Source organism: Pseudomonas sp. R19M (assembly GCF_050312585.1).
Classification (GTDB): domain Bacteria; phylum Pseudomonadota; class Gammaproteobacteria; order Pseudomonadales; family Pseudomonadaceae; genus Aquipseudomonas; species Aquipseudomonas palleroniana.
The window spans coordinates 48,155-71,527 of record NZ_JBNPJV010000029.1; the positions used below are offsets into that span (position 1 = coordinate 48,155).

Annotated in this window: 17 protein-coding genes; 9 read left to right on the forward strand and 8 right to left on the reverse strand. The window is 59.1% G+C overall.

Annotated features, from left to right (window positions below; all coding sequences use genetic code 11):
- Positions 1-5: 5 nt before the first annotated feature.
- Positions 6-434, reverse strand: coding sequence for a 50S ribosomal protein L13 (gene rplM, locus ACQRBT_RS04945; RefSeq protein ID WP_060754914.1), 429 nt, complete (start codon positions 432-434; stop codon positions 6-8).
- Positions 435-682: 248 nt separating this feature from the next.
- Here rplM and ACQRBT_RS04950 point away from each other — a divergent pair, with 248 nt between their 5' ends.
- Positions 683-1,723 carry an NADP(H)-dependent aldo-keto reductase gene (locus tag ACQRBT_RS04950; protein WP_060754913.1) on the forward strand — a complete coding sequence of 347 codons (1,041 nt, stop codon included), beginning with the start codon at positions 683-685 and terminating at the stop codon, positions 1,721-1,723.
- 111 nt (positions 1,724-1,834) lie between these two features.
- On the opposite strand, the gene ACQRBT_RS04955 is transcribed toward ACQRBT_RS04950, so the two are convergent.
- Positions 1,835-2,971, reverse strand: coding sequence for an acyl-CoA dehydrogenase family protein (locus ACQRBT_RS04955; RefSeq protein WP_060754912.1), 1,137 nt, complete (start codon positions 2,969-2,971; stop codon positions 1,835-1,837).
- A gap of 220 nt (positions 2,972-3,191) precedes the next feature.
- On the opposite strand from ACQRBT_RS04955, the gene ACQRBT_RS04960 reads away from it, so the two are divergent.
- Positions 3,192-4,112: a GlxA family transcriptional regulator gene (locus tag ACQRBT_RS04960; protein WP_174554048.1), complete on the forward strand. Its 921-nt coding sequence runs from the start codon at positions 3,192-3,194 to the stop codon at positions 4,110-4,112.
- Between the two features lie 131 nt (positions 4,113-4,243).
- Here ACQRBT_RS04960 and zapE read toward each other — a convergent pair whose 3' ends face one another.
- From zapE to ACQRBT_RS04975, 3 genes are all read right to left on the reverse strand, one after another.
- Complete coding sequence (gene zapE, locus ACQRBT_RS04965; protein WP_060754910.1) at positions 4,244-5,338, reverse strand: cell division protein ZapE; 1,095 nt, start codon at positions 5,336-5,338, stop codon at positions 4,244-4,246.
- A gap of 79 nt (positions 5,339-5,417) precedes the next feature.
- Positions 5,418-6,773 (reverse strand): tryptophan--tRNA ligase, encoded by a 1,356-nt coding sequence (locus ACQRBT_RS04970; protein WP_412047011.1) that lies wholly within the window; start codon positions 6,771-6,773, stop codon positions 5,418-5,420.
- A 24-nt stretch (positions 6,774-6,797) separates the two neighbouring features.
- Positions 6,798-7,427: an alpha/beta hydrolase gene (locus ACQRBT_RS04975; RefSeq protein WP_060754908.1), complete on the reverse strand. Its 630-nt coding sequence runs from the start codon at positions 7,425-7,427 to the stop codon at positions 6,798-6,800.
- 146 nt (positions 7,428-7,573) lie between these two features.
- Between ACQRBT_RS04975 and ACQRBT_RS04980 the strand changes: the two genes are divergently transcribed.
- Complete coding sequence (locus ACQRBT_RS04980; protein WP_060754907.1) at positions 7,574-8,011, forward strand: YhcB family protein; 438 nt, start codon at positions 7,574-7,576, stop codon at positions 8,009-8,011.
- A gap of 196 nt (positions 8,012-8,207) precedes the next feature.
- Here ACQRBT_RS04980 and ACQRBT_RS04985 read toward each other — a convergent pair whose 3' ends face one another.
- From ACQRBT_RS04985 to ACQRBT_RS04995, 3 genes are all read right to left on the reverse strand, one after another.
- Entirely contained in the window at positions 8,208-9,932 is a 1,725-nt protein-coding gene (locus ACQRBT_RS04985; RefSeq protein ID WP_104995514.1) for an ABC transporter ATP-binding protein/permease, read from the reverse strand.
- 100 nt (positions 9,933-10,032) lie between these two features.
- Positions 10,033-10,593 (reverse strand): response regulator transcription factor, encoded by a 561-nt coding sequence (locus tag ACQRBT_RS04990; protein ID WP_003171731.1) that lies wholly within the window; start codon positions 10,591-10,593, stop codon positions 10,033-10,035.
- Positions 10,586-11,848 (reverse strand): ATP-binding protein, encoded by a 1,263-nt coding sequence (locus ACQRBT_RS04995; RefSeq protein ID WP_090366785.1) that lies wholly within the window; start codon positions 11,846-11,848, stop codon positions 10,586-10,588. The genes ACQRBT_RS04990 and ACQRBT_RS04995 overlap by 8 nt, the downstream gene beginning before the upstream one ends.
- A gap of 218 nt (positions 11,849-12,066) precedes the next feature.
- Between ACQRBT_RS04995 and ACQRBT_RS05000 the strand changes: the two genes are divergently transcribed.
- From ACQRBT_RS05000 to ACQRBT_RS05025, 6 genes are all read left to right on the forward strand, one after another.
- Positions 12,067-12,780, forward strand: coding sequence for an SIMPL domain-containing protein (locus tag ACQRBT_RS05000; RefSeq protein WP_060754904.1), 714 nt, complete (start codon positions 12,067-12,069; stop codon positions 12,778-12,780).
- 196 nt (positions 12,781-12,976) lie between these two features.
- Positions 12,977-16,267 (forward strand): dermonecrotic toxin domain-containing protein, encoded by a 3,291-nt coding sequence (locus ACQRBT_RS05005; RefSeq protein ID WP_412047010.1) that lies wholly within the window; start codon positions 12,977-12,979, stop codon positions 16,265-16,267.
- Positions 16,268-16,369: 102 nt separating this feature from the next.
- The gene (locus ACQRBT_RS05010) at positions 16,370-17,971 is read left to right on the forward strand and encodes an ABC transporter substrate-binding protein (RefSeq protein WP_060754902.1); all 1,602 of its coding nucleotides are present in this window, start codon (positions 16,370-16,372) and stop codon (positions 17,969-17,971) included.
- Positions 17,972-18,229: 258 nt separating this feature from the next.
- A complete protein-coding gene (locus ACQRBT_RS05015) occupies positions 18,230-19,858 on the forward strand; it encodes an ABC transporter substrate-binding protein (RefSeq protein WP_412047009.1) in 1,629 nt (542 codons plus the stop codon).
- Between the two features lie 300 nt (positions 19,859-20,158).
- Positions 20,159-21,763, forward strand: a complete 1,605-nt coding sequence (locus tag ACQRBT_RS05020) for an ABC transporter substrate-binding protein (RefSeq protein ID WP_412047008.1) — start codon at positions 20,159-20,161, stop codon at positions 21,761-21,763.
- 170 nt (positions 21,764-21,933) lie between these two features.
- Entirely contained in the window at positions 21,934-23,331 is a 1,398-nt protein-coding gene (locus ACQRBT_RS05025) for an OprD family outer membrane porin (RefSeq protein ID WP_060754899.1), read from the forward strand.
- Positions 23,332-23,373 lie beyond the last annotated feature (42 nt).

The following is a 23,373-nucleotide window of genomic DNA, read 5'->3' on the forward strand; positions in this document are numbered from 1 at the left end:
TTCCGTTAAAACTTCAGTTCTTGGGGCTGCTGAGCAGCATGAGGGTGAGCTGCGCCCGCATAGACTTTCAGCTTGCGAAACATATCGCGACCCAGTGGGCCCTTCGGCAGCATGCCTTTGACCGCGATTTCGATCGGGGCTTCAGGCTTCTTGGAAATCAGGCCTTCGAAGTTGGAAGACTTGATACCGCCTGGGAAACCGGAGTGACGGTAGTACATTTTGTCGCTTGCTTTGTTGCCGGTTACACGAACCTGCTCAGCGTTGATGATCACGATGTAGTCACCGGTATCAACGTGCGGGGTGTACTCAGGCTTGTGCTTGCCACGCAGACGGCTGGCGACTTCAGTGGCCAGACGACCCAGGGTCTGACCAGCGGCGTCGACGACAAACCAGTCGCGCTGAACTGTTTCCGGTTTTGCAGTAAAAGTTGTCATTCTTTAATAGCCTCAGGGGCCGCCTGTAAATTAGACGGCGGATCTTACTGAATAGTGCGTACTTTGACAAGGTCAAAGGCAGCCGGATACAGACGCTATCGGGGGCTCGGGTCGGCGCGTCCGTTCAACGGCAAGATTCTTCGGCAGGCGGCGCATCACTTCCACTGCAGAAAGAGGTGGGCAATTATGCAGATTGCGAAAAAAAATTCAACCTGCTTTTATGATTGTTTTCCCTGAAGGAGTACCCGATGGATTATCGACAGCTGGGCCGTACGGATCTGAACGTGAGCGCGATAGCCTTGGGCACCATGACCTGGGGCGAGCAGAACAGCGAGGCAGAGGCCTTTGCGCAGATCGAACGAGCCAAGGCCGCGGGGATCAACTTCCTCGATACGGCCGAGATGTACCCGGTGCCACCCAAGGCCGACACCTACGCCACCACCGAGCGTTACATCGGCAACTACTTCAAGAGTCGCGGCGACCGGGCTGACTGGATCCTGGCCAGCAAGATCGCCGGCCCCGGCAACACCATCGACTACATCCGCGACGGCTACCTGCGCCACAACCGCAAGCACATCGCCCTGGCGCTGGATGCCAGCCTCAAGCGCCTGCAGACCGACTGGATCGACCTCTACCAGTTGCACTGGCCGGAACGCAGCACCAATTTCTTCGGCCAACTGAGCTACAAGCACAAGGACGAAGACGACCTCACCCCACTTGAGGAAACCCTCGAGGCACTGGATGAACAGGTGAAGGCCGGCAAGATCCGCCACATCGGCCTGTCCAACGAAACCCCGTGGGGCACCATGAAGTTCCTGGCCCTGGCCGAAGCGCGCGGCTGGAGCCGTGCGGTGTCGATCCAGAACCCCTACAACCTGCTCAACCGCAGCTTCGAAGTGGGCTTGGCCGAAGTCGCCATTCGCGAACAGTGCGGCCTGCTGGCCTACTCGCCCCTGGCCTTCGGCATGCTCAGCGGCAAGTACGAAGGCGGGGCACGCCCGGCAAAGGCACGCCTGACCGAGTACAGCCGTTTCAGCCGCTACTTCAACCCGCAGTCGGAGGCGGCATGCAGCCGTTATGTGGCCCTGGCGCGCGAGCATGGCCTGGACCCGGCGCAGATGGCGCTGGCGTTCGTGACACAGCAGCCGTTCGTGACCAGCAACATCATCGGGGCTACGTCGCTGGAGCAACTGGACAGCAACATCGCCAGTGCTGACCTGAAGCTGTCCAAAGAGGTGTTGGAAGGGATAGAGGCGATTCAGAAGGATCATCCGAATCCTGCGCCTTGATTGACCTTTAGACTGCTATCGGGAGCAAGCCCCCTCCCCCATTTTGATCTGTGAATACATTCAAATGTGGGAGGGGGCTTGCTCCCGATGGGGCCCTCAACGACGCCCCCCTCAAAGCGCCCGCGCAATGATTTCCTTCATGATCTCGTTGGTCCCCGCATAGATCCGCTGCACCCGCGCATCCGCCCAGGCCCGTGCAATCGGGTATTCCCACATGAAACCGTAACCGCCATGTAGCTGCACGCATTCGTCGAGCACCTTGCATTGCAGGTCGGTCGCCCAGTACTTGGCCATCGCCGCCGTAGGCACATCAAGCTTGCCCTCCAGATGCAACGCCATGCACTTGTCGACGAATACACGGCCGATCTGAATCTCAGTCGCCATCTCTGCCAGTTTGAAGCGGGTGTTCTGGAAATCCGCAATGGCCTTGCCGAAGGCCTTGCGCTCACGGGTGTATTCCAAGGTCCACTCCAACGCGGCCTCGGCGGACGCCAGGGCGCCAATCGCCACGGTCAATCGCTCCTGGGGCAGCTCCTGCATCAAGTAAGCGAACCCCATGCCCGCCTGGCCCAGCAGGTTTTCCCTGGGCACGCGCACGTCCTGGAAAAACAGCTCCGACGTATCCTGGGCCTTCATGCCCACCTTCTCCAGACGCTTGCCCTTGTCAAAGCCAGGCGTATCGGCCTCCACCAGAAAGAGGCTGGTGCCCTTGGCGCCGGCCTTGGGGTCGGTCTTGGCCACGACGATCACCAGCTCGGCCAGGAAGCCGTTGGTGATGAAGGTCTTGGAGCCATTGATCACGTACTCATCGCCGTCCAGAACCGCTGTGGTCTTGACCCCCTGCAGGTCGGAACCGGCACCCGGCTCGGTCATCGCAATGGCCGTGACCATCTCGCCCGAGATCAATTGGGGCAGGTATTTGTGCTTCAGCGCCTCGCTGCCGTAGTGCAGGATGTAGGGCGCGACGATGTCCGAATGCAGAGAGAAACCGATGCCAGTCAACCCCAGGCGACTGATCTCCTCGATCACCACCGCACTGTAGAGAAAGTCCGCGCCCAGCCCGCCATACGTCTCCGGCAGATGGGAACACAGCATCCCCGCCTCCCCTGCCTTGCGCCACAAGCTGCGGTCGATATAGCCCTGCTTCTCCCATTGACTGTGGAATGGCGCCGCCTCTTTTTCGAGGAAGGTGCGCACGCTCTCGCGAAAGAGTTCGTGCTCGGGACTGAACAAGGTTCTGGGAATCATGGGTCACCTGCAAGAATTGTCGGACAAGGACGAGACCCCAGAGACTATGCCCCGATGGCGTCACGGGACACTGGACACATGCGACAAAAAATAAGACGATCCAGCCGTCTGGTGACCACTTTCCCCTATAAGAATAAATGAAATTATGTCTAACCAAATCTCCACGCCCTTGCGGCGCGTCAGCATTTTGGCCATTGATCGGGTATTTGCTTCTACCCTCATGCAAGCCAAGGATTTCTTCCACCTTGCCAGCCTGCGCTATGGCAAACAGCAGGGCCTGGGCCTGACGCCAGCGTTCGAAACGCGCCTGGTCAGCCCCGATGGGCAACCGGTGCGCAGCTTCAGCGACGTGATCATGCCGGTGGATGGCGGCCTGGAAAACGCCGACATCATTGTGCTGCCGGCTTTCTGGGATGATTTCGACGCCCTGTGCACCCGCTATCCGCAAGTGCTGCCCTGGCTACGCGAGCAACATGCCCGCGGCGCCGTGCTCTGCGGCGAAGCCACCGGGGTGTTCTGGCTCGCTGAGGCCGGCCTGCTCGATGGCAAGGAGGCGACCACCTACTGGCGTTTCTTCAACGCTTTCAGCGAGCGCTTCCCCAAGGTCCAACTCAATCAGGACAAACACCTCACCGACGCCGACAACCTGTATTGCGCCGGTGGCACCACCTCGGCGTGCGACCTTTACATCTACCTGATCGAACGCTTCTGCGGCGCCAACATCGCCCAAGCCGTGGCCCGCGATATCCTCTACGAAGTGCAGCGCAGCTACGCGCCGGGGCGCATCGGTTTTGGTGGGCAGAAGCTGCATCAGGACGTGATCATCCTGCAGATCCAGCATTGGCTCGAAGAGCACTTCGCCGACAAGTTCCGCTTTGAAGACGTCGCAAGGGAGCACGGCATGAGCATTCGCAACTTCATGCGCCGCTTCCAGACCGCCACCGGTGACAAGCCGCTGCATTACCTGCAACGCCTGCGAATCGAGACGGCAAAAGGCCTGCTCTCGGGCAGCCGCAAGAGCATCAAGACCATCAGTTACGAGGTGGGTTACGACGATGCGAGTTTCTTTGCGCGGTTGTTCAGGCAGCACACGGAGCTGTCGCCGAACCAATATCGCCAGCAGTTCCAGCAAGCGGCCTGAATCAAGGATACGCACAAGGCAAATGTGGGAGGGGGCTTGCTCCCGATAGCGGTGTATCAGTCAACCTATACAGTGACTGGCACCCAGCTATCGGGAGCAAGCACCCTCCCACATTTTGATCTACGGCGTTCTTAAGGTTTGTGTCCGCGCGACAGGAATTCGTGGGACTGCATTTCCAGCAGGCGGCTCAAGGTACGCTGGAATTCGAAGTTCAAGCGGCCACCGGTATACAGGTCCTTGAGCTCGACCTCAGCCGAGATGATCAGCTTGACGTTACGGTCGTAGAACTCGTCGACCATGTTGATAAAGCGCCGCGCGATGTCGTCGGTGGTGACGCTCATCTGCTCCACGCCACTCAAGATCACCGCATGGAAAATCTTGCCCAGCTCGATGTAGTCGTTCTGGCTGCGCGGGCCATCGCAGAGTGCGCGGAAGTCGAACCAGGCCACGTCATCGCACGTGCGCAGCGCGATGATTTCGCGGTTCTCGATCATCAGCTTGTCGTTTTCCACCGCCTGGGTGCATTCCGGCGTCAGCGCACGGAAGCTCTTTTTCAGGCTCTCGTGGGCCGCTTCGTTCAGCGGGAAGTGGTACAGCTCAGCTTGCTCAAGGTGACGCAGGCGGTAGTCGACGCCACTGTCAACGTTGACGATCTCGGTGTTCTGCTTGATCAGCGCGATGGCCGGCAGGAAGCGCGCACGTTGCAGGCCGTCCTTGTACAGGCCGTCGGGCACGATGTTCGAAGTGGCGACCAGGGTCACGCCGTTCTTGAACAACTCTTCCATCAGGGTGCCGAGGATCATGGCGTCGGTGATGTCGGAGACGAAGAACTCATCGAAGCAGATCACCCGCGCTTCTTCGGAGAAGCGCTTGGCGATGATGGTCAGCGGGTTCTTCTCGCCCGGCAGGGTCTTCATCTCTTCGTGCACGCGCTTCATGAAGCGGTGGAAGTGGGTACGGACCTTTTCCTTGAACGGCAGCGCTTCGAAGAAGGTGTCGACCAGGTAGGTCTTGCCCCGGCCGACGCCGCCCCAGAAGTACAGGCCCTTGACCGGCGTGCGGTCTTTTTTGCCAAACAGCTTGCTGAGCATCCCTGGCTTGCTTTGCGAGGCCGCGAGCAGGTCGTCGTACAGGCGCTGCAAATGACGCACCGCGGTTTCCTGGGCTGCGTCATGGAAGAATTCAGGGCGCTTCAGATCAGCTTGATATCGTTCTAGGGGCGTCATAATTTCGTTAGCAAGGCAACAAAAACGGGCCGTCACTGTAGCGACGGCCCCGGATAATGGCAATCAACCCTTGGTCGGGTTAATCCTCGAGGGGGGTCAGCGCGACGCGCAAGGCCGCGATGGCCGCATCGCGCGACTGTTCGTCGGCGAACTCGGCGCTGTCGGCCACGGCCACGCCGTCCAGCCAGACGCTGAAACCCTGGGCTTCGGTGCGCACGTCCAGGGCGTCGCCACTTTGCAGTTGCTTGGTCACCGCGCCAGCGGCTTTACCGTCGGCAAAGTTGCGCGACAGCAGCAGTTGCTCGCCATCGGCGGCCAGCAGGCGGAAGCGGAAGCTACCATCATCTTCACGGAAGCTCACGAAGCGCGCGGCTTTCGCAGCTTTCTTCTTGGCCGCCACCGGCGCTGCCGCTTGATTTACGAACGAACGCAGGCCCACCGCTTCACGCAACTCAGCCAGGAATGGCGCCGCCACGGCACGGGCTTTCTTGGCGCCGATCAGCAGCAGGTCTTCCATGTCGGACGGGCGCGACATCAATTGATGGTAACGCTCACGGGCTTCGCCCAGCTGGCCATCCAGCAGTTGGAACAGACGGTTCTTCGCCTCGCCCCAGCCCAGCCCTTGCAGCAATTCAGCGCGGAACTCTTCTTCCTGCGCCTTGCTGGCGAACGCCTGGTACAGGGTGAACAGGTGCGAGTTGTCCGGGTCTTTGGCTTCGCCGGGGGCACGGGAGTCGGTGACGATGCGCGAGATCGCATCCTTCATGTCCTTGGCGCTGGTGAACAACGGGATGGTGTTGTCGTAGCTCTTGGACATCTTGCGGCCATCCAGGCCCGGCAAGGTGGCGACGCTTTCTTCGATCAGCGCCTCGGGCATGGTGAAGAACTCTTTGCCATTGCCGAACAGGTGGTTGAAGCGCTGGCCGATATCGCGGGCCATTTCCACGTGCTGGATCTGGTCGCGGCCGACCGGCACCTTGTGCGCGTTGAACATCAGGATGTCCGCCGCCATCAGTACCGGGTAGCTATACAAACCCATGCTGATGCCCGCATCCGGGTCTTCGCCGGCTTCCACGTTCTTGTCCACCGAGGCCTTGTAGGCGTGGGCACGGTTGAGCAGGCCCTTGGCGGCGACGCAGGTGAGCAGCCAGGTCAGTTCGGGGATTTCAGGGATATCGGACTGGCGGTAGAACGTTACCCGGTTCACATCCAGGCCACCGGCCAGCCAGGTCGCGGCGATTTCCATACGCGAGCGCTGGATGCGTTGCGGGTCATCGCATTTGATCAGGGCGTGGTAGTCGGCCAGGAAGTAGAAGGAATCGGCATTGGCGTCCTGGCTGGCGAGGATCGCCGGACGGATCGCGCCGGCGTAGTTGCCCAGGTGCGGCGTGCCGGTGGTGGTGATGCCGGTGAGGATACGGGTACGAGTCGTCATGGGTAATCGCTTATCAGACTGCTATCAATTCGAGAGGCGCGGCAGCACCAGATCCTTGAGATCGGTCAGCTTGCCATGAAAAAAGTGTCCGCATTCTGCCACTTTCAGCAGCTCATGGGGGCGTTTGAGGGCAGCGGACCAGTCATAGACGACCTGCGGGTCGACCACTTCGTCGGTTTCCGGCTGGATCAGGGTCAGCGGACAGCCCAGCGGCAGCAGGTCGGTATCGCGCAGGCGCATCACCGCAGCCGCCACCATGAACAAGTGCGCCAGCTTTTCGCCCTTGGCTTCCAGGCGCCCACCGAGGCTGGCGGCCACATAGCCGCCGAAGGAAAAACCGAGCAGCGTGATCGGCAAGTCCGGGTGCTTTTCCCGCAGCCAGGCAGCGGCCGCTTCGGCATCATCCACTTCACCGGTGCTCATGTCGTGGGTGCCCGCACTGGCACCGACACCCCGGTAGTTGAAACGCAAAGTAATCAAACCGGCATCGCGGGCTGTGCGTTGCAGGGTCGACACGACTTTATTGAGCATGGTCCCACCCTGCACCGGGTTGGGATGACAGATCAGCGCCAGGCCACGTGGCTCGGGGTGATCCAGGTACAAGGCTTCCAATTGACCCGCCGGGCCATCGATCAAAACGGGGGTTTCACGCATGAGCAAGGATGAACTCCGTGACCTCTCAAAGGGTCGACTCGTCTAGCTAAAAGTCTGTGCATGGCATCATTGCGAGCTTAATCGCGGTATACAGCGCAGGTCCGAGCCGTTAACGTAAAGCAAAGCCGTTTATAGAGGAAGGACTCGTGGAACACTCGCTCTTAGTTTGGTTGTTGCCGACTCTCGCCCTGGTTGCCGGTGTCGCCATTGGATTCCTGGTTGCTCGCCTGCTGCCGAATGCCGCGCCTAACCGCACGCAGCGTCAGTTGGATGACATTCAGGAACGTTTTGACAGTTATCAGAACGAGGTTGTTACCCACTTCAACAGCACCGCGACCCTGGTCAAGAAGCTCACCCAGAGCTACCAGGAAGTACAGGATCACCTCGCCGATGGCGCCAACCGCCTGGCGCTCGACGACATCACCCGTCAGCGTCTGCTGGCCGCGCTGCATTCCGATGCACCGCAAGCCCCACGCGAGCGCCTGACCCCGCCACGGGAAAACCAGGAGCCGCCACGGGACTACGCGCCAAAATCGCCGAACGCTCCCGGCATGCTGGATGAGCATTATGGCTTGAAGAAGTAAGTCATTTTTCAAGCACACAAAAAGCCCGGCTGATCGCTGATCAGCCGGGCTTTTTGTTGGGTGCTCACTCTCAAGCACACCAGAGATCCACTGTGGGAGGGGGCTTGCCCCCGATAGAGGTCTATCAGTTACAGATGCTGTGACTGACCCACAGCCATCGGGGGCAAGCCCCCTCCCACACTGACCGAGTACGACCTTAAGCCGGTTGTTGTTCCCGCAGTTGCCCACCCTCGATCCGCACATGCCGCCCATGGAATCGCTTGAGGCTGCTGCGGTGGCCGACGCTGACGATGCTCAGGCCCGGCAGTTCATCGATCAGCGCTTGATAAAGTGTCGCTTCATCCTCTTCATCCATGGCCGAGGTCGCCTCGTCCATGTACAGCCATTGCGGCGCGAACAACAAGGCACGGGCGAAGGCCAGGCGTTGCTGCTCACCCGGTGAAAGCATGCGCTGCCAGTGGTTGGCTTCATCAAGGCGGTCGACCAGATGCGGCAAGCGGCAGGTTTGCAGCACCTGTGCATAACGTTCTGGCGGGTAGACGCTGTCGTCCTGTGGATAACTCAGTACGGCCTTGAGCGTGCCAATCGGCAAATAAGGCTTTTGCGGCAAGAACAAGTAACGTGCGGCCGGCAGGAGAATGCTGCCGTGGCCCGCCGGCCACAGGTGGCCCATGGCCCGCAACAGCGTACTTTTACCGCTGCCGGAACGCCCGCTGAGCATGACGCGCTGGCCGGGCTCCACGGTCATATCCGCATCAGTGAGCAGGTGACGGCCATCGGCCAGGTCCATGCCCAGGTTCTTCACCACCAAGCGTTCGCCTTCGGGGCGGACATCGATAGCGGGCGTACGTTGCTCGTTATCACTCATCGCCTGGTGGAAGCTCAGCAGACGGTCGCTGGTGGCGCGCCACGACGCCAGTTCCGAATACGCGCTGATAAACCAACTGAAGTTCTCTTGCACGTTGCCGAATGCCGAGTTGATTTGCATCAGCTCGCCCAGCTCGATTTTGCCGGCAAAGTAGCGCGGTGCAGCGACAATAAACGGGAAGATGATCGCGATCTGGCTGTAACCGGCGGTGAAGAAGGTCAGGCGCTTGGACACTTTCATGATGTCCCAGAAGTTATGCCAGACCTTGCCGAAGCGCGCGCTCAAGCGTTGATTTTCATTCGGCTCGCCGTTGTACAAAGCGATGCTCTCGGCATTCTCGCGCACGCGCACCATGGAGAAACGCAGGTCCGCTTCGAAGCGTTGTTGTTGGTTGCTCAGGCCGATCAGGCGACGGCCGATCAGATGCGTCAACCAGCTGCCGACGGCGGCGTACAGCAGCGCACACCAGAACATATAGCCGGGGATGGTGACGCCGAACACTTCGATGCTACCGGACACGCCCCACAGGATGATCGAGAACGACACCAGGCTGACCACGTTGCGCAACAGGCCCAGGCCCAGGCTCAAGGTGCTGGAGGTGAAACTGTTGAGGTCTTCGGAAATCCGCTGGTCCGGGTTATCGGTGTAACCGCCCTGCTCCAGTTGGTAGTAGTTCTTGTCGGCGAGCCAACGTGCGAAGTGTTTTTCGGTCAGCCAGGCACGCCAACGGATCGTCAGCATCTGAGTCAGGTACAGCCGATACACCGCGCCAAGAATCGCCACGGCGGCGATGCCGCCGAAATAGCCGATCAATTGCCAGAAGGCGGCCGTGTCCTTCTTCTCCAGAGCGTTATAGAAATCCTTGTACCAGTGGTTGATCCACACGGAGATGGCCACGCTGAACAGCGACAGGCCGATAACTGCAGCCAGCAACAGCCAGGCCTTGCCCTTCTCTTCACTGCGCCAATAGGGGGTGATCATCGCCCAGGTTCGGCGAAAAAAATGCCCACGCACCGCGTCGTTGACCGCGCAATACTCAGCGTTCTGGTTCATTGTTCAGGCTCGGTAGGAAAAAAATGACAGGCGTTTGAACCGATCTTAGACGATCGGTTCAGGGCTCCGTGCAGCCTGAAGCAGATTGTTCAGACTTCGTTCAGCGCCGTACCGGGCGTTTCTGCAATTTGCGCTGCAGGGTCCGGCGGTGCATGCCCAGGGCGCGGGCAGTGGCGGAAATGTTGCCTTCGTGTTCAGTCAGCACACGCTGGATGTGCTCCCACTGCAAACGGTCCACCGACATCGGGTTTTCCGGCACCAGGGTGTCGAGGTCGGCGTGCTCGGAGAGCAAGGCCGCCAACACATCGTCGGCGTCCGCCGGCTTGCACAGGTAGTTGCAGGCGCCGCGCTTGATCGCCTCGACGGCGGTGGCGATGCTGGAATAACCGGTGAGGATCACTACGCGCATTTCCGGGTCGAGTTCCAACAGCTTGGGCAGCAGCACCAGGCCGGAATCGCCGTCCATTTTCAGGTCGAGCGCGGCGTAGTCCGGCAGGTCGGCCTGGGCAATGGTCAGGCCCTCTTCGGCGGAACCGGCAGTGCTCACGCGAAAACCGCGACGGCTCATGGCCCGCGCCATGACGCGGGTAAAGGTAGCGTCGTCATCTACCAGCAACAGGTGTGGCAGTTCTTCGCCTTCGACTTGGATCTCGTCACTCATCGATATCTCCTCGTGCGACACGCGGCAGGCGCAGCTCGGTAAGCGTGCCACCTTCCTCATGACTATAGAGCTTCACTGAGCCGCCCGCGCGGGTCACGCTGGCCTTGCTCAAAAACAGGCCCAGGCCGAAACCTTTGCCCTTGGTGGTAAAGAAGGGTTTGCCGATCTGCTCGGCAATGGCCAGCGGCACGCCCGCACCGTGGTCACGAATGCTGATGGTCACGTTTTCCGCATCCCAATCCAACTGTACGCCCAAGCCCTCGGGGCAGGCGTCGGCCGCATTGTTCAACAGATTGAGCAGCGCCTGGGTCAGGTCCGGCGGTGGCGCCAGGCGCGGTACGCTGCCCTGCCCCAGCAGATGAAAACGGTAACTGGCTTCGGGGCGCATCAAGTGCCAGCGGTTCAGAGCCTCGTCGAGCCACTGGGTCACATCCTGCATTTGCACCGCCATGCGACGATTGGCTTCGGCAGCGCGCACCAGTTGTTGCAAGGTCAGCTTGCACTGTTTGACCTGTTCGCGCAGCACACCGAGATCTTCTTGCAGTGCGGGGTCGTGGTGATCCTGGGTCATCTCGTTGAGCAGCACGCTCATGGTCGCCAGCGGCGTGCCCAGCTCATGAGCCGCACCGGCCGCCTGAGTGGCGACCGCCAGCAATTGCTGGTCACGCAGCCCCTCTTCACGACGAATGGCGCGCAGTTCTTCCTGGCGGCGCAGTTCCTCGGCCATGCGTGCCGCAAAGAAGGTGATGACCGCGGCGGACAATGCAAAGCTCAGCCACATGCCGTAGATCTGCAGGTTTTCCCGGGCGATGGGGAAGGTTTGCAACGGATAGAACTGTGCCAGCAACAAGGTGTAGAGCGTCAGCGCAATGCCCGACAGCACCACCGAGTAACGCCACGGCAACGTCACGGCGGCAATGGTCAGCGGCACCAGGTAATACGACACGAACGGGTTGGTGGACCCGCCGGAGAAATACAGCAACACACTGTGGATAAACAGGTCACAGGCCAGTTGCAGGGCGTATTCAAGCTCAGTCACAGGCCACGTGGTGCGCAACCGGATCGCGGTGAACGCACACAGCACCGTGGAGAAGCCGAGGGTCACGGCCAATTGCAGCCACGGCAACGGCAGCAGGTCGAACCAGTAGGCAAGCCCGACCGAGCCGGCCTGGGCGGCCAGCACCAAGGTACGAATGAACGTCAGGCGCCAGAGGTTCTGGCGGGTGGCGGAAGTCAGTTTTACGGCGGCGAGCATGAGCTCTCCCGATGAGCGCAGCAGGCGGATCGGCAGGAGTATAAACGAAGCGGACCGCCCGGCACGGCATCTGTGGCTCTTTGACGCAGGCCGGGCAAATGACCGTTCGTCGCCATTCCCCAACTTGTAGCGAATGTGTAAACCCGAAGAACCCGACGCCGCCGTCTACAGTCATACCGAACACGAGTATCCCAACACGACTCTCTCAAGGAATTTACATGTCACGTTTGACTCGCAGTGCAGCTGTTATCACCCTCGGTGTCGCCACCCTGGCCAGCCTTCCGGCCGTGGCCGCCGAAGGGCTGAACTACAACCAGATTTCCCTGCGCGCCGAGGCCAGCCAGGAGGTTGCCCGCGACAAGATGATCGTCACCCTCTACACCGAATCGCAAAACAGCGACCCCGCCAAACTCGCTGCCGAAATCACCACGACCCTGAACACCGCCTTGGGCCAGGCCCGCGAAGTCAAGGGCGTGACCCTGCGCCAGGGCAGCCGCAACAGCTACCCGATCTACGACAGCAAGAACCAGAAGATCACCGGCTGGCGCGAGCGCGCCGAACTGCGCCTGGAAAGCGCGGACTTCCCGGCGCTGTCCAAGCTCACCGGCGAACTGCTCAACACACTGAAAATGGAAAACATGGACTTCGCCATCGCCGATGCCACGCGCAAGGCCAGCGAAGATGCCCTGCTCAAAGACGCCGTGGCTGCCTTCAAGGCCCGTGCGCAACTGGCCACCGATGCACTGGGTGGCAAGGGCTACAAGATCGTCAACCTGAACTTCAATACCAACGGTTACCCGCAACCGTACGCCCGCAATGGCGGGATGATGATGAAAGCGGCGATGATGGATTCGGCACCGACACCGGAAGTCGAAGCCGGCACCAGCCAGGTCACCATGAGCGCGGACGGGGTCATCGAAGTGCTTCAATAACCGACGTTTTCCGACAGCAAGAACGGCGCGGCCTCAGGCTCGCGCCGTTTTTTTTGGGCAAGGGGATACACCCGTTTCGTCATATCCAGCTGTACACCCGATGGAATCAAACCATCGGTTCTCGCGACACAGATACCGCCAAGGCTCGCAGGGAGCGCATTGCCGGCTTGTATTTCACTGACGAGAATCGAACCCCATGCCAGTCTCCCTGAACACGCCCCACCTTGCTCTTATCCCCCCAATTTCCAGGCCACCCACTGCGCAGGCCTCGGCTCAGCCTGCAGTAGCGCAAGCCCCAGCGTCGGTGCACCCCGATGAAACAGCACTACTTGCTGCCTATCTCGCCGCCGTTCAACGCAAGGTCCTCCAGCAAAAAGTCGGATTGGTCACCGTTTCACCTCAGACCACCCTGGGGCAATGGCTGCAAGACTATCGCAATCAATTGGAACACCCTGTCGTAAGCGGCTGGATGCGCGATCAAAACATCGACATCGCGAGCGTGTCGATCAACCCCGCAACCGGAGCCCTCTCCGCCGAAGTCGAGGGCGTCAGGAAAACCTTTCTGCCCCGCGATAATAGTGGCTGGGGCCAGGTTTCAGGCCCGCTGCTGGCCGCTGCGAAGGTTATATGCCCCGTCCCTGGCAGCAGCCTGCAGTTGACCGTTGACGGTGAAACCCTAAAAGTGAAAGTCAAGCTGATCGCCGAGTTCTACGGCAAATACCTGCCTAAAAACGGCACCGAAGCCAGGGCACAGATCAGGCGACTCGAGCACAACAAAGCCTTCGACCCGATCGCCCCCAACGACCCGCTGCGCCCGGCTGCCAGCCGCTCGGCACAGGCGCTGGGCGTGCATAAACAGCATGCCGCGCAGTACTACGCGAGCGCTCCCCAGGCTTTGGCTTTCAAGCGTTTGGCCGTGGATGTCGCCAACAACCTGCCCAATACACGGGCGCAAGCCAAGCTGTGGGCCGAAACGCTGATCTTCCAATTGACGGGCAAACAGGTGGATGCCGATACGATCTACCTGAACCGCTTCAAGACAGCAAACACCCCATTGAGCGCCGAGACAGCCACCGCCACAGGCTGGGAGCACCCAGGCGAAGAACCTTACTCATCGTTGCGCCTGCCGGATGCGCTGCTTGAAAACTTCTCCGAACACGATGGCGTGCCAGGCAGCCTGGATCAGGAGGCCGGCTTGTACCTGGCGGGCCCGGGGCAAAGTGCGAAGGGTGGATATGGCGCGCACAACCAATTTCCCCTGGCTCCCTCCGCACTCATGCACGCCAGTTGGAAGACCGACTTCCAGGCAGGGATGACGCAAAAGATCGACAATTTCTGGAGCGCCCACACCGGGGACTACGAGACGGCAATCAGAGGCGAGTTCGCCTACCAGGCCCGCAAACAGTTGAAGGCTGCGCAAACCTGGCCACCGGCTGAACGCACGCTGCAGGCGCCCGAACACCGTTTCACCCGGGAGGATTACCGCCTGGTAATGGGGGCCGTACCCAACCTGCCGAGTGATGAAAACGCACCGCTCAGCGTTGAACAGCTCAAGACGAAGGCTACCGCCAACGGCCGCGTTCAGGCACATGCGCTGAACATTCACGGGTTCATGTCCAGCGATATCCTGCGCTTCAGCGCTGACGGCGGTCGACAAGTCCTCTACATACCAGGGGCGCAGCCCGCCTTCCTCAGATTCGACTCTCTGGAAAAGCTGAACCAATGGGTGACCGAGCAAACCAGGGATCCCAAAAAACGCGAGGCCTTGGTCGCTCACTTTCCGCTGATCTATCGCCAGGACCATGCGGCAAGTTTTGCCGAGAAAACGATAAGGGGCGTGCTGCCCATACTCTGGCTTACCCATGTGGGTGACAAGAAGGAAGGACTGGACACAATCTTCAAGAAAATGGCGACCGGCACGTTGAAGGGTCCGGCCATCAACGATGGTCATTCACCGATTGAAGGGGATGTGTTTTCCACACTCGCCACCGCCGCTAAAGAACGCATGGCGAGCGACGCTGACGTGGTGATCAAATCCAACAGTGAGGTCATTCGCGATACCTGGCTCAACGACATCACGGTAGCTGCCAGCTTACTGGCCAGACTCGCCCCCATCGCGGCACCGGTGGCCGCCCTTGCCGCCGTCACGGGCCTGGCCGAGGGCGTGCTGGGAACGGAAAAGGCCCTCTCCGGCGACACTGAGGCCGAGCGCAACGACGGTGCGTCCAAAGCCTTTGATGGCTTGCTGAATGTGTTGTTCTCGGTCGGGGCCAGCGGTTCTGTGGAGGACCCGTTCCTGCCGCCGGAAGATCAACCGATTGCTCCCGCCCCGGGCGAAGCCCCTGTGGTTGAAAGCCTGCAACCGCGAGTTCCGGTCAACCGTCTGCAACCCAGCCAAGCCGGTAACATCAGCGAACACGCGGTCGCGAACGGTGAGCAGCTCATCGAAAACGCCACGCGCAATGCCAAGGGTATCTACCAGGTAAAAGATCAGGTTTCAGGCTTGGACCACTGGTTTATCCGGTATACCGACACAACGGGCGTCGGCCGAGTGTATGAGGTCAGAGGCGACTTCAAGCTGAGTCATGATTATGTGCAGATCATCAACCGCGAGACAGGCAAGCCGGTAATGACCGTGCATGCCACGGCGGACGGCGAATGGGCTCGTGGTCTTGGCCCAGGCGGCAAGTGGCCGTGGAACAAACCCTCTGCACCACCGGGAAAAGAGGCCAAGCCCCTGTCGAAAGTCTCTGACGCGTTTGTTGATCTGGAAGGCCGAAAGCTTGAAGGCGCCGAGCAGATCGATGAATACCTGAAAATGGACGACAACATGGCTTACGAATACTCCATTCGTAACGTTGAGGAAAATGGCGTCATAAAATCCAAGATCGGTATTTCCTGGGACTTGGCTGAGGACGACTTTCAAATCTATGCGAGCGAGGCTGCCGGCCCGTCGGATTTCAGTTCAAGCGAGTATTCAGAACAGTTCACCAAAGACCTTCCGCGGTTCAATTACTCCGTGGTGGTCAAGAACGGCCTGACTGATACCCGCACGGTGCTTACGAGCACAGCGCAGGACGGCCTGGAAAATACCGCGGAAAAACTTCGCCAATTTGAAGCGCTGATTCCCAACCCGAAGTTGCGGGCGCGCATTTCCGAAGTGGCTCACCAAGGCTCACTGGCGCCGTCTACAAAGTACTTGAACGACGAGGCCACCGGTCTGTACAGCGGCTTTTACCTGGGTGGGAAAGACACCGAGATCATCATCGAATATGACGCCGTGACCCGCCAAGCCAAGGTCAATTTCGTGGGCAAGAGCACTATCAGCCAACCGGAAACTGAACGCTATAAAATTCCGGAGGTTGAAATCATCACCAAACGTACCCTCACGATCACCGAAAGCAATGAGACCCAAGATGCCGCCAACGTCTACGTTATCGACAAAAAAGCGCCATCCAACATTGAGTTCACGCTTGTACTGAAGTGATCACCTAAACAGCCCCTATCTGACAAACGTCAACGGCGGTAACCTCGGTTGCGCCGTTTTCGTTTGGGCAGCTTATATATGCCTGCCATTTCAGGGGTCTCTATGCAAAGAATCGCCTTCAAACCGCTCCTCCTCGCCGCAGGCCTGCTGGCCTTTATGCCCATCGCCCAGGCGGCGAGCACCCTGGTTTACTGCTCCGAAGCCAGCCCCGCCGGTTTCGACCCCAGCCAATACACCAGCGGTACCGATTTCGATGCCTCTGCTGAAACCGTGTTCAACCGCCTCACGCAATTCAAGCGCGGCGGCACCGAAGTGGAACCCGGCCTGGCGACGAGTTGGGAGGTGTCCAAGGATGGCCTGACATATACCTTCCACCTGCGCGAAGGCGTCAAGTTCCACACCACCGATTTCTTCACGCCCACCCGCGACTTCAATGCGGACGATGTGTTGTTCACCTTCAATCGCCTGCTGGATGCCGAAAGCCCATTTCGCAAGGCGTATCCGTCAGAATCGCCCTACTTCACCGATATGGGCTTGAACACCACGATCAAGAGCGTCGAAAAACTCGACGAACACACCGTGCGTTTCAACCTGAACAACGTCGATGCAGCGCTCGTGCAGAACCTGGCCATGAGTTTCGCCTCGGTGCAATCGGCCGAGTACGCCGCCCAGCTATTAAAGGAAGGCACCGCCTCCGACATCAACCAGAAGCCGGTGGGCACTGGCCCGTTTGTATTCAAGCGCTATCAGAAAGACTCGCAGATCCGCTACGCGGCCAATAAGCAGTATTGGAAGCCCGAGGACGTGAAGCTCGACAACCTGATATTTGCCATCACCCCGGACGCCGCCGCACGCCTGCAGAAACTCAAGGCCGGCGAATGCCAGGTCAGCGGTTACCCGCGCCCCTCCGATATCGAAGTCATGAAGCAGGACCCCAACCTGCGCGTGCTGCAACAAGCCGGTTTCAACCTGGGGTTTCTCGCTTATAACGTGACCCACCCGCCATTGGACCAACTCAAAGTGCGTCAGGCCCTGGATATGGCTATCGACAAGCCAGCCATCATCAAGGCGGTGTACCAGAGCGCCGGACAATTGGCGCAGAACGCCTTGCCTCCAGCGCAGTGGTCTTATGACCCGACCATCAAGGACGCCCCCTACGATCCGACCAAGGCTCGGGCGCTACTAAAAGAAGCAGGGGTTGCACCGGGTACCACCATCAATCTGTGGGCAATGACCGTCCAGCGCGCCTCCAACCCGAACGCGCGGATGTCCGCCCAGATGATCCAGCAGGATTGGGAAAAAATCGGCATCAAAGCCAATATCGTCAGCTATGAGTGGGGCGAATACATCAAGCGCGCCAAAAACGGCGAACACGACGCGATGATTTATGGCTGGACCGGCGACAACGGCGACCCGGATAACTGGCTTGGAGTGCTCTACAGTTGTGCCGCCGTCAAGGGCAGTAATTACGCCAAATGGTGTAACCCTGCCTACGACAAACTCGTGCAGCAGGCCAAGGTCAGCAACGACCGTGAGCAGCGTATAAAGTGGTATCAACAGGCGCAAAAAATTCTTAAGGAACAAGTACCTATAACGCCTATTGCAAACTCGACGGTTTTCCAACCGCTGCGCAAGGAGGTGCGGGACTTCAAGATCAGCCCCTTTGGCCTCACGCCTTTCTATGGTGTCAGCCTGGATAAGTAACAGCTGCGCCCCAACCAAGTGCGCCAGACGCCTTGGTTGGGCATTTTTGGTGCGCACCCTGCACCGAAAAAACCCTCTAAATGTACGCAATTATGTAGAAACTTTCAGATTTGCGACATTCCTGTACGTTCGTACCACACTTTCAGTCTCGCAACGGTTCTGCATCTTGCATTGGGTATGGCCCCTGCATAAGTATCCGCAGGCCGACTCACGAGGTCGCCCTCACCACCAAAAATGACAACAAATCATGAGGCCAACATGCTTAAACACGCAGTCATTCCGTTAATTGTGAGCGCTGGCCTTATGGCCGCAGCCCCTTTCGCCCAAGCGGCGACTAACCTGGTGTTCTGCTCCGAAGGCAGCCCCGCAGGTTTTGACCCGGGCCAGTACACCACCGGAACAGACTTCGATGCCTCGGCCGAAACCATGTTCAACCGCCTGACCCAGTTCGAGCGCGGCGGCACCGCTGTGATTCCTGGGTTGGCCACCAGCTGGGACGTGTCCCCGGATGGCCTGACGTACACCTTCCACCTGCGCGACGGCGTGAAGTTCCATACCACTTCTTACTTCAAACCTACTCGTACCTTCAATGCCGATGACGTGCTCTTCACGTTCAACCGCATGATCAACAAGGACGATCCGTTCCGCAAAGCCTACCCCACCGAGTTCCCGTACTTCACGGACATGGGGATGGACACCAACATCAAGAACATCGAGAAAGTCGATGACCACACCGTCAAGTTCACCCTTGGCACCGTGGACGCCGCCTTCATCCAGAACCTGGCAATGAGTTTCGCGTCGATCCAGTCCGCCGAATACGCCGCGCAGCTGTTGAAGGAAGGCAAGGCCGCCGACATCAACCAGAAGCCGATCGGCACTGGCCCGTTCGTGTTCAAGAGCTACCAGAAAGACTCCAACATCCGCTACACCGGCAACAAGGACTACTGGAAACCGGAAGACGTGAAGATCGACAACCTGATCTTCGCCATTACCACCGACCCGTCGGTGCGTATCCAGAAACTCAAGAAAAACGAGTGCCAGGTCACCCTGTTCCCGCGTCCGGCCGACCTCAAGGCGCTGGGCGAGGACAAGGATCTGAAACTGCCGCACCAGGCCGGTTTCAACCTGGGTTACATCGCTTACAACGTGATGCCGGTCCTCAAGGGCCAGACCGCTCCCAACCCGCTGTCCGACCTGCGGGTACGCGAAGCGCTGGACATGTCGGTGAACAAGCAGCAGATCATCGACTCCGTGTACCAGGGCGCGGGCCAACTGGCCGTCAACGCCATGCCACCGACCCAGTGGTCCTACGACACCACGATCAAGGACGCGAAGTACGATCCTGCCAAAGCCAAGGAACTGCTCAAGGAAGCCGGCGTTAAAGAAGGCACCGAGATCACCCTGTGGGCGATGCCGGTTCAACGTCCGTACAACCCGAACGCCAAGCTGATGGCCGAAATGCTGCAGAACGACTGGAAACAGATCGGGCTGAAGGTCAACATCGTCAGCTACGAGTGGGGCGAGTACATCAAGCGTTCCAAAGGCGGCGAGAACCAGGCCATGATCATTGGCTGGAGCGGCGACAATGGTGACCCGGACAACTGGTTGAACGTACTGTTCGGCTGCGACTCGCTGAACGGCAACAACTTCTCCAAATGGTGCGACAAAAAATTCGACGGCATCGTGAAAGAAGCCAAGGCCACATCGGACGTCGCCAAACGCACCGAGCTGTACAAGCAGGCGCAACATATCCTCAAAGATGCAGTCCCGATGACACCTATCGCGCACTCGACGGTGTATCAACCCATGCGCAACAACGTGCAGGACTTCAAGATCAGCCCATTTGGCTTGAACTCCTTCTACGGCGTCAGCGTAAGCGGCAAGTAAGGATCTATGACGGCGACGCTTCACGGCGTCGCCGTTATTGCATCCACCGAGACACTAGGAAACAGACCACAGCGAACTCATTGCCGTCCTACAGCAATGAACTGCGATCCGTGGCTCCGTTACCTACAAGGTCAGTCAGATTTGACGCATTTACTGCAGGATCCACGACCCATAACGTCGTAGGACCGCAGCAGCTTCATTCTGAGAAAGGCACTTGCTGCGTGTGGGATCAGTGAGGTTTCCCTTAGTCCCGGGAAATGGCTCGCTGGTTGATAACTACAAACAAGGATCGGGATCGTCATGCGCCATACCACCGTTCTATCCGCAATTTTTGGCACCAGCCTGCTGGCTGTGGCCACATTGGGCCAAGCCGCCGACAAGAAGAGCCTGGTGTTCTGCTCTGAAGGCAGCCCGGCAGGGTTTGACACCGCGCAATACACCACCGCCACCGACAACGATGCGGCTGAGCCGTTGTACAACCGCCTGGTTGAGTTCGAAAAGGGTGCGACCAATGTGGTGCCTGGGCTGGCAACCAAGTGGGATATTTCGCCAGACGGCCTGACCTACACCTTTCACCTGCGCGAAGGGGTGAAGTTCCACAGCAACAAGGAGTTCAAGCCGACGCGCGACTTCAACGCCGACGACGTGCTGTTCACCTTCAACCGCATGCTTGACCCCGACCATCCGTTTCGCAAGGCCTACCCCACCGAGTTTCCGTACTTCAACGGGATGAGCCTGAACAAGAACATTGCCAAGGTCGAGAAAACCGACCCGCATACCGTGGTGATGACCCTGAACACGGTCGACGCCGCATTCGTGCAGAACATCGCCATGAGCTTTGCCGCGATCCTTTCGGCCGAATACGCCGAGCAGTTGCTCAAGGAAGGCAAGCCCAGCGACATCAATCAGAAGCCGATCGGTACCGGCCCGTTTGTGTTCCAGCGCTACCAGAAGGATTCACAGATCCGTTATGTGGCGAACAAACAGTATTGGGACCCGAGCCGGGTCAAGCTCGACCAACTGATCTTCGCCATCAACACCGACGCCTCGGTACGCGTGCAAAAACTCAAGGCCGGCGAATGCCAGGTGACCCTGCACCCGCGCCCGGCCGATGTCGACGCGCTCAAGGCTGACCCGAAACTGCAACTGCTGACCAAACCCGGCTTCAACCTCGGCTACATCGCCTACAACGTGCGCCACAAACCTTTCGACCAGCTCGAAGTGCGCCAGGCTCTGGACATGGCGGTGAACAAGCAAAGCATTCTGAACGCGGTGTACCAGGGCGCCGGGCAACTGGCCGTCAACGCGATGCCCCCAACCCAGTGGTCCTACGACGACAGCATCAAGGACGCCGCCTACAACCCGGAAAAAGCCAAGGAATTGCTCAAGGCTGCCGGCGTGAAGGAAGGCACCGAGGTCACCCTGTGGGCCATGCCGGTACAACGGCCGTATAACCCCAATGCCAAGCTGATGGCCGAGATGCTGCAAAGCGACTGGGCCAAGATCGGCCTCAAGGTCAAGATCGTCAGCTACGAGTGGGGCGAGTACATCAAGCGCACCAAGAACGGTGAGCACGATATCAGCCTGATCGGTTGGACCGGCGACAACGGTGACCCGGACAACTGGCTGGGCACCCTCTACAGCTGCGACGCCATCGGCGGGAACAACTACTCCATGTGGTGTGACCCGGCGTACGACAAGCTGATCAAGCAAGCCAAGGTCGTCACCGACCGTGAACAAAGGACTGTTCTGTACAAACAGGCGCAGCAACTGCTTAAAGCGCAGGTGCCGATCACGCCAGTCGCCCACTCGACGGTCAACCAGCCGTTAAGCGCCAAAGTCGAAGACTTCAAGGTAAGCCCTTTCGGCCGCAACGTATTCTCGGGCGTCAGTCTCAACCCATAAAAATAAATAACCGGATTGCGCAGAGCGGGAACGGCTCTGCTGCAAACGCGCAGCCTTTTGTTGGGATTTTTCCTACGCCAAACGTTTGCAAAAGCTTGAACGAGTTACACACCAATAGCCGGTTCACCTAAAAAGACCGGCATAAAAAGAGAACCAAAGGAGCTCCACCCATGAAATTGAGCAGCAAAGCGCTTCTGGCCCTGGCCATCAGCAGCATCACGGCAACCGCCTTCGCTGAAACCCAGAGCCAGGACTTCGTTCCAACCACATTGGCCGGCACCAGCGCCCAAAGCGAGGCCAAGGGCTTTATCGACGGAGCAAGCCTGGGCGGTACCACCCGTAACTGGTTTTCCAACGAAAACAAATTCCGTGGCGGTAAATTCTCCTATGAGAAACATGGTGAAACCCGCACTGACGCCTACCGCACCAACTGGGTACAAGGCACCATTCTCAACGGTACTTCGGGCTTTACCCAGGGCACCATCGGCGTAAGCACCGAAGTTGCCGTCTACAACGCTCTGGTTCTGGATCGCAGCAAGCGCGACATCAAGGGTGGTTCCAACCGCACGCTGGCCGACTCCAACGGCGACGCCGTTGACCAGTGGAGCAAACTGGGCCTGGCCAACGTCAAGTTCCGTGCTTCGAACACCACACTGACGGCCGGTCGCCAGAACTTCAGCAGCGGAATCGTCGACACCATCGGCAACCGTGCGCTGCCTTCGAGCTTTGAAGGTATTTCGATCGACAGCCAGGAATTCAGCAACCTGTCGTTCCAAGGCGGTGTTTTCGATCGCGTGTCGCCACGTACCGAACAAAGCCTGTCGAAGTTCCGTTCCGAGTATGGTAACGGCCAGACCACCGACAAGGTGAAAACCCTGGGCTTCAACTACCAGCCGTTCAAGAGCCTGAAAACCAGCGTATTCGCGGCTAACGTCGAGGACTTTTGGAACCAGTACTATGTCGGCGCCACTCACGAGCTGGGCGACAGCAGCGTCCTGGGCCTGACCACCGGCCTGAACTACTATAAAACCACCGATACCGGCAGCAAGAAGATGGGCAAGATCGACAACGACACTTACTCGTTGTCTCTGGGCCTGACTCACCAAGCCCACAGCCTGACCTTCGCCTACCAGGCCATCAACGGTGACGAATACTTCGACTACCTGCACGAAACCAACGGCATCTACCTGGCCAACTCCCTGACGTCCGACTTCAACGGACCGAACGAGAAGTCCTTCCAGATCGCCTATGGCCTCAACATGGCTGAATACGGCGTGCCGGGCCTGAAGTTCAACGTCTACTCGGCTCGCGGCTGGGGCATCGACGGTACTCACTACACCGGCACCGCTTACGGTGAATCGGGCGTACGTCGCAGCGACCTGCGCCTGATGGACGGCGAAACCCACCAGGAATATGGCGTGGGCGCGTCCTACGCGATCCAGAGCGGCTCACTCAAGGCAACCACCATTCGTGGCACCTACGTGACCCACCGCGCCAGTGAAAACCAGGCTGACGGCAACATCCGTGAATTCCGCCTGGTCACCACCATCCCGTTCAACATTCTTTAATTAGCGCCAGGTACACGGCGGGCTCAGGACGAGCCTGCCGTC

What these genes read in the sequence shown, in the direction of transcription:
- ACQRBT_RS04955 (WP_060754912.1), bottom strand. Translation starts at nt 2,971, where the DNA reads ATGATTCCCAGAACCTTGTTCAGTCCCGAGCACGAACTCTTTCGCGAG.
- ACQRBT_RS05025 (WP_060754899.1), top strand. Translation starts at nt 21,934, where the DNA reads ATGAAATTGAGCAGCAAAGCGCTTCTGGCCCTGGCCATCAGCAGCATC.
- ACQRBT_RS04960 (WP_174554048.1), top strand. Translation starts at nt 3,192, where the DNA reads ATGCAAGCCAAGGATTTCTTCCACCTTGCCAGCCTGCGCTATGGCAAA.
- ACQRBT_RS05015 (WP_412047009.1), top strand. Translation starts at nt 18,230, where the DNA reads ATGCTTAAACACGCAGTCATTCCGTTAATTGTGAGCGCTGGCCTTATG.
- ACQRBT_RS04990 (WP_003171731.1), bottom strand. Translation starts at nt 10,593, where the DNA reads ATGAGTGACGAGATCCAAGTCGAAGGCGAAGAACTGCCACACCTGTTG.
- ACQRBT_RS05000 (WP_060754904.1), top strand. Translation starts at nt 12,067, where the DNA reads ATGTCACGTTTGACTCGCAGTGCAGCTGTTATCACCCTCGGTGTCGCC.
- rplM (WP_060754914.1), bottom strand. Translation starts at nt 434, where the DNA reads ATGACAACTTTTACTGCAAAACCGGAAACAGTTCAGCGCGACTGGTTT.
- ACQRBT_RS05020 (WP_412047008.1), top strand. Translation starts at nt 20,159, where the DNA reads ATGCGCCATACCACCGTTCTATCCGCAATTTTTGGCACCAGCCTGCTG.
- ACQRBT_RS04975 (WP_060754908.1), bottom strand. Translation starts at nt 7,427, where the DNA reads ATGCGTGAAACCCCCGTTTTGATCGATGGCCCGGCGGGTCAATTGGAA.
- ACQRBT_RS04995 (WP_090366785.1), bottom strand. Translation starts at nt 11,848, where the DNA reads ATGCTCGCCGCCGTAAAACTGACTTCCGCCACCCGCCAGAACCTCTGG.
- ACQRBT_RS04970 (WP_412047011.1), bottom strand. Translation starts at nt 6,773, where the DNA reads ATGACGACTCGTACCCGTATCCTCACCGGCATCACCACCACCGGCACG.
- ACQRBT_RS05005 (WP_412047010.1), top strand. Translation starts at nt 12,977, where the DNA reads ATGCCAGTCTCCCTGAACACGCCCCACCTTGCTCTTATCCCCCCAATT.
- zapE (WP_060754910.1), bottom strand. Translation starts at nt 5,338, where the DNA reads ATGACGCCCCTAGAACGATATCAAGCTGATCTGAAGCGCCCTGAATTC.
- ACQRBT_RS05010 (WP_060754902.1), top strand. Translation starts at nt 16,370, where the DNA reads ATGCAAAGAATCGCCTTCAAACCGCTCCTCCTCGCCGCAGGCCTGCTG.
- ACQRBT_RS04985 (WP_104995514.1), bottom strand. Translation starts at nt 9,932, where the DNA reads ATGAACCAGAACGCTGAGTATTGCGCGGTCAACGACGCGGTGCGTGGG.
- ACQRBT_RS04950 (WP_060754913.1), top strand. Translation starts at nt 683, where the DNA reads ATGGATTATCGACAGCTGGGCCGTACGGATCTGAACGTGAGCGCGATA.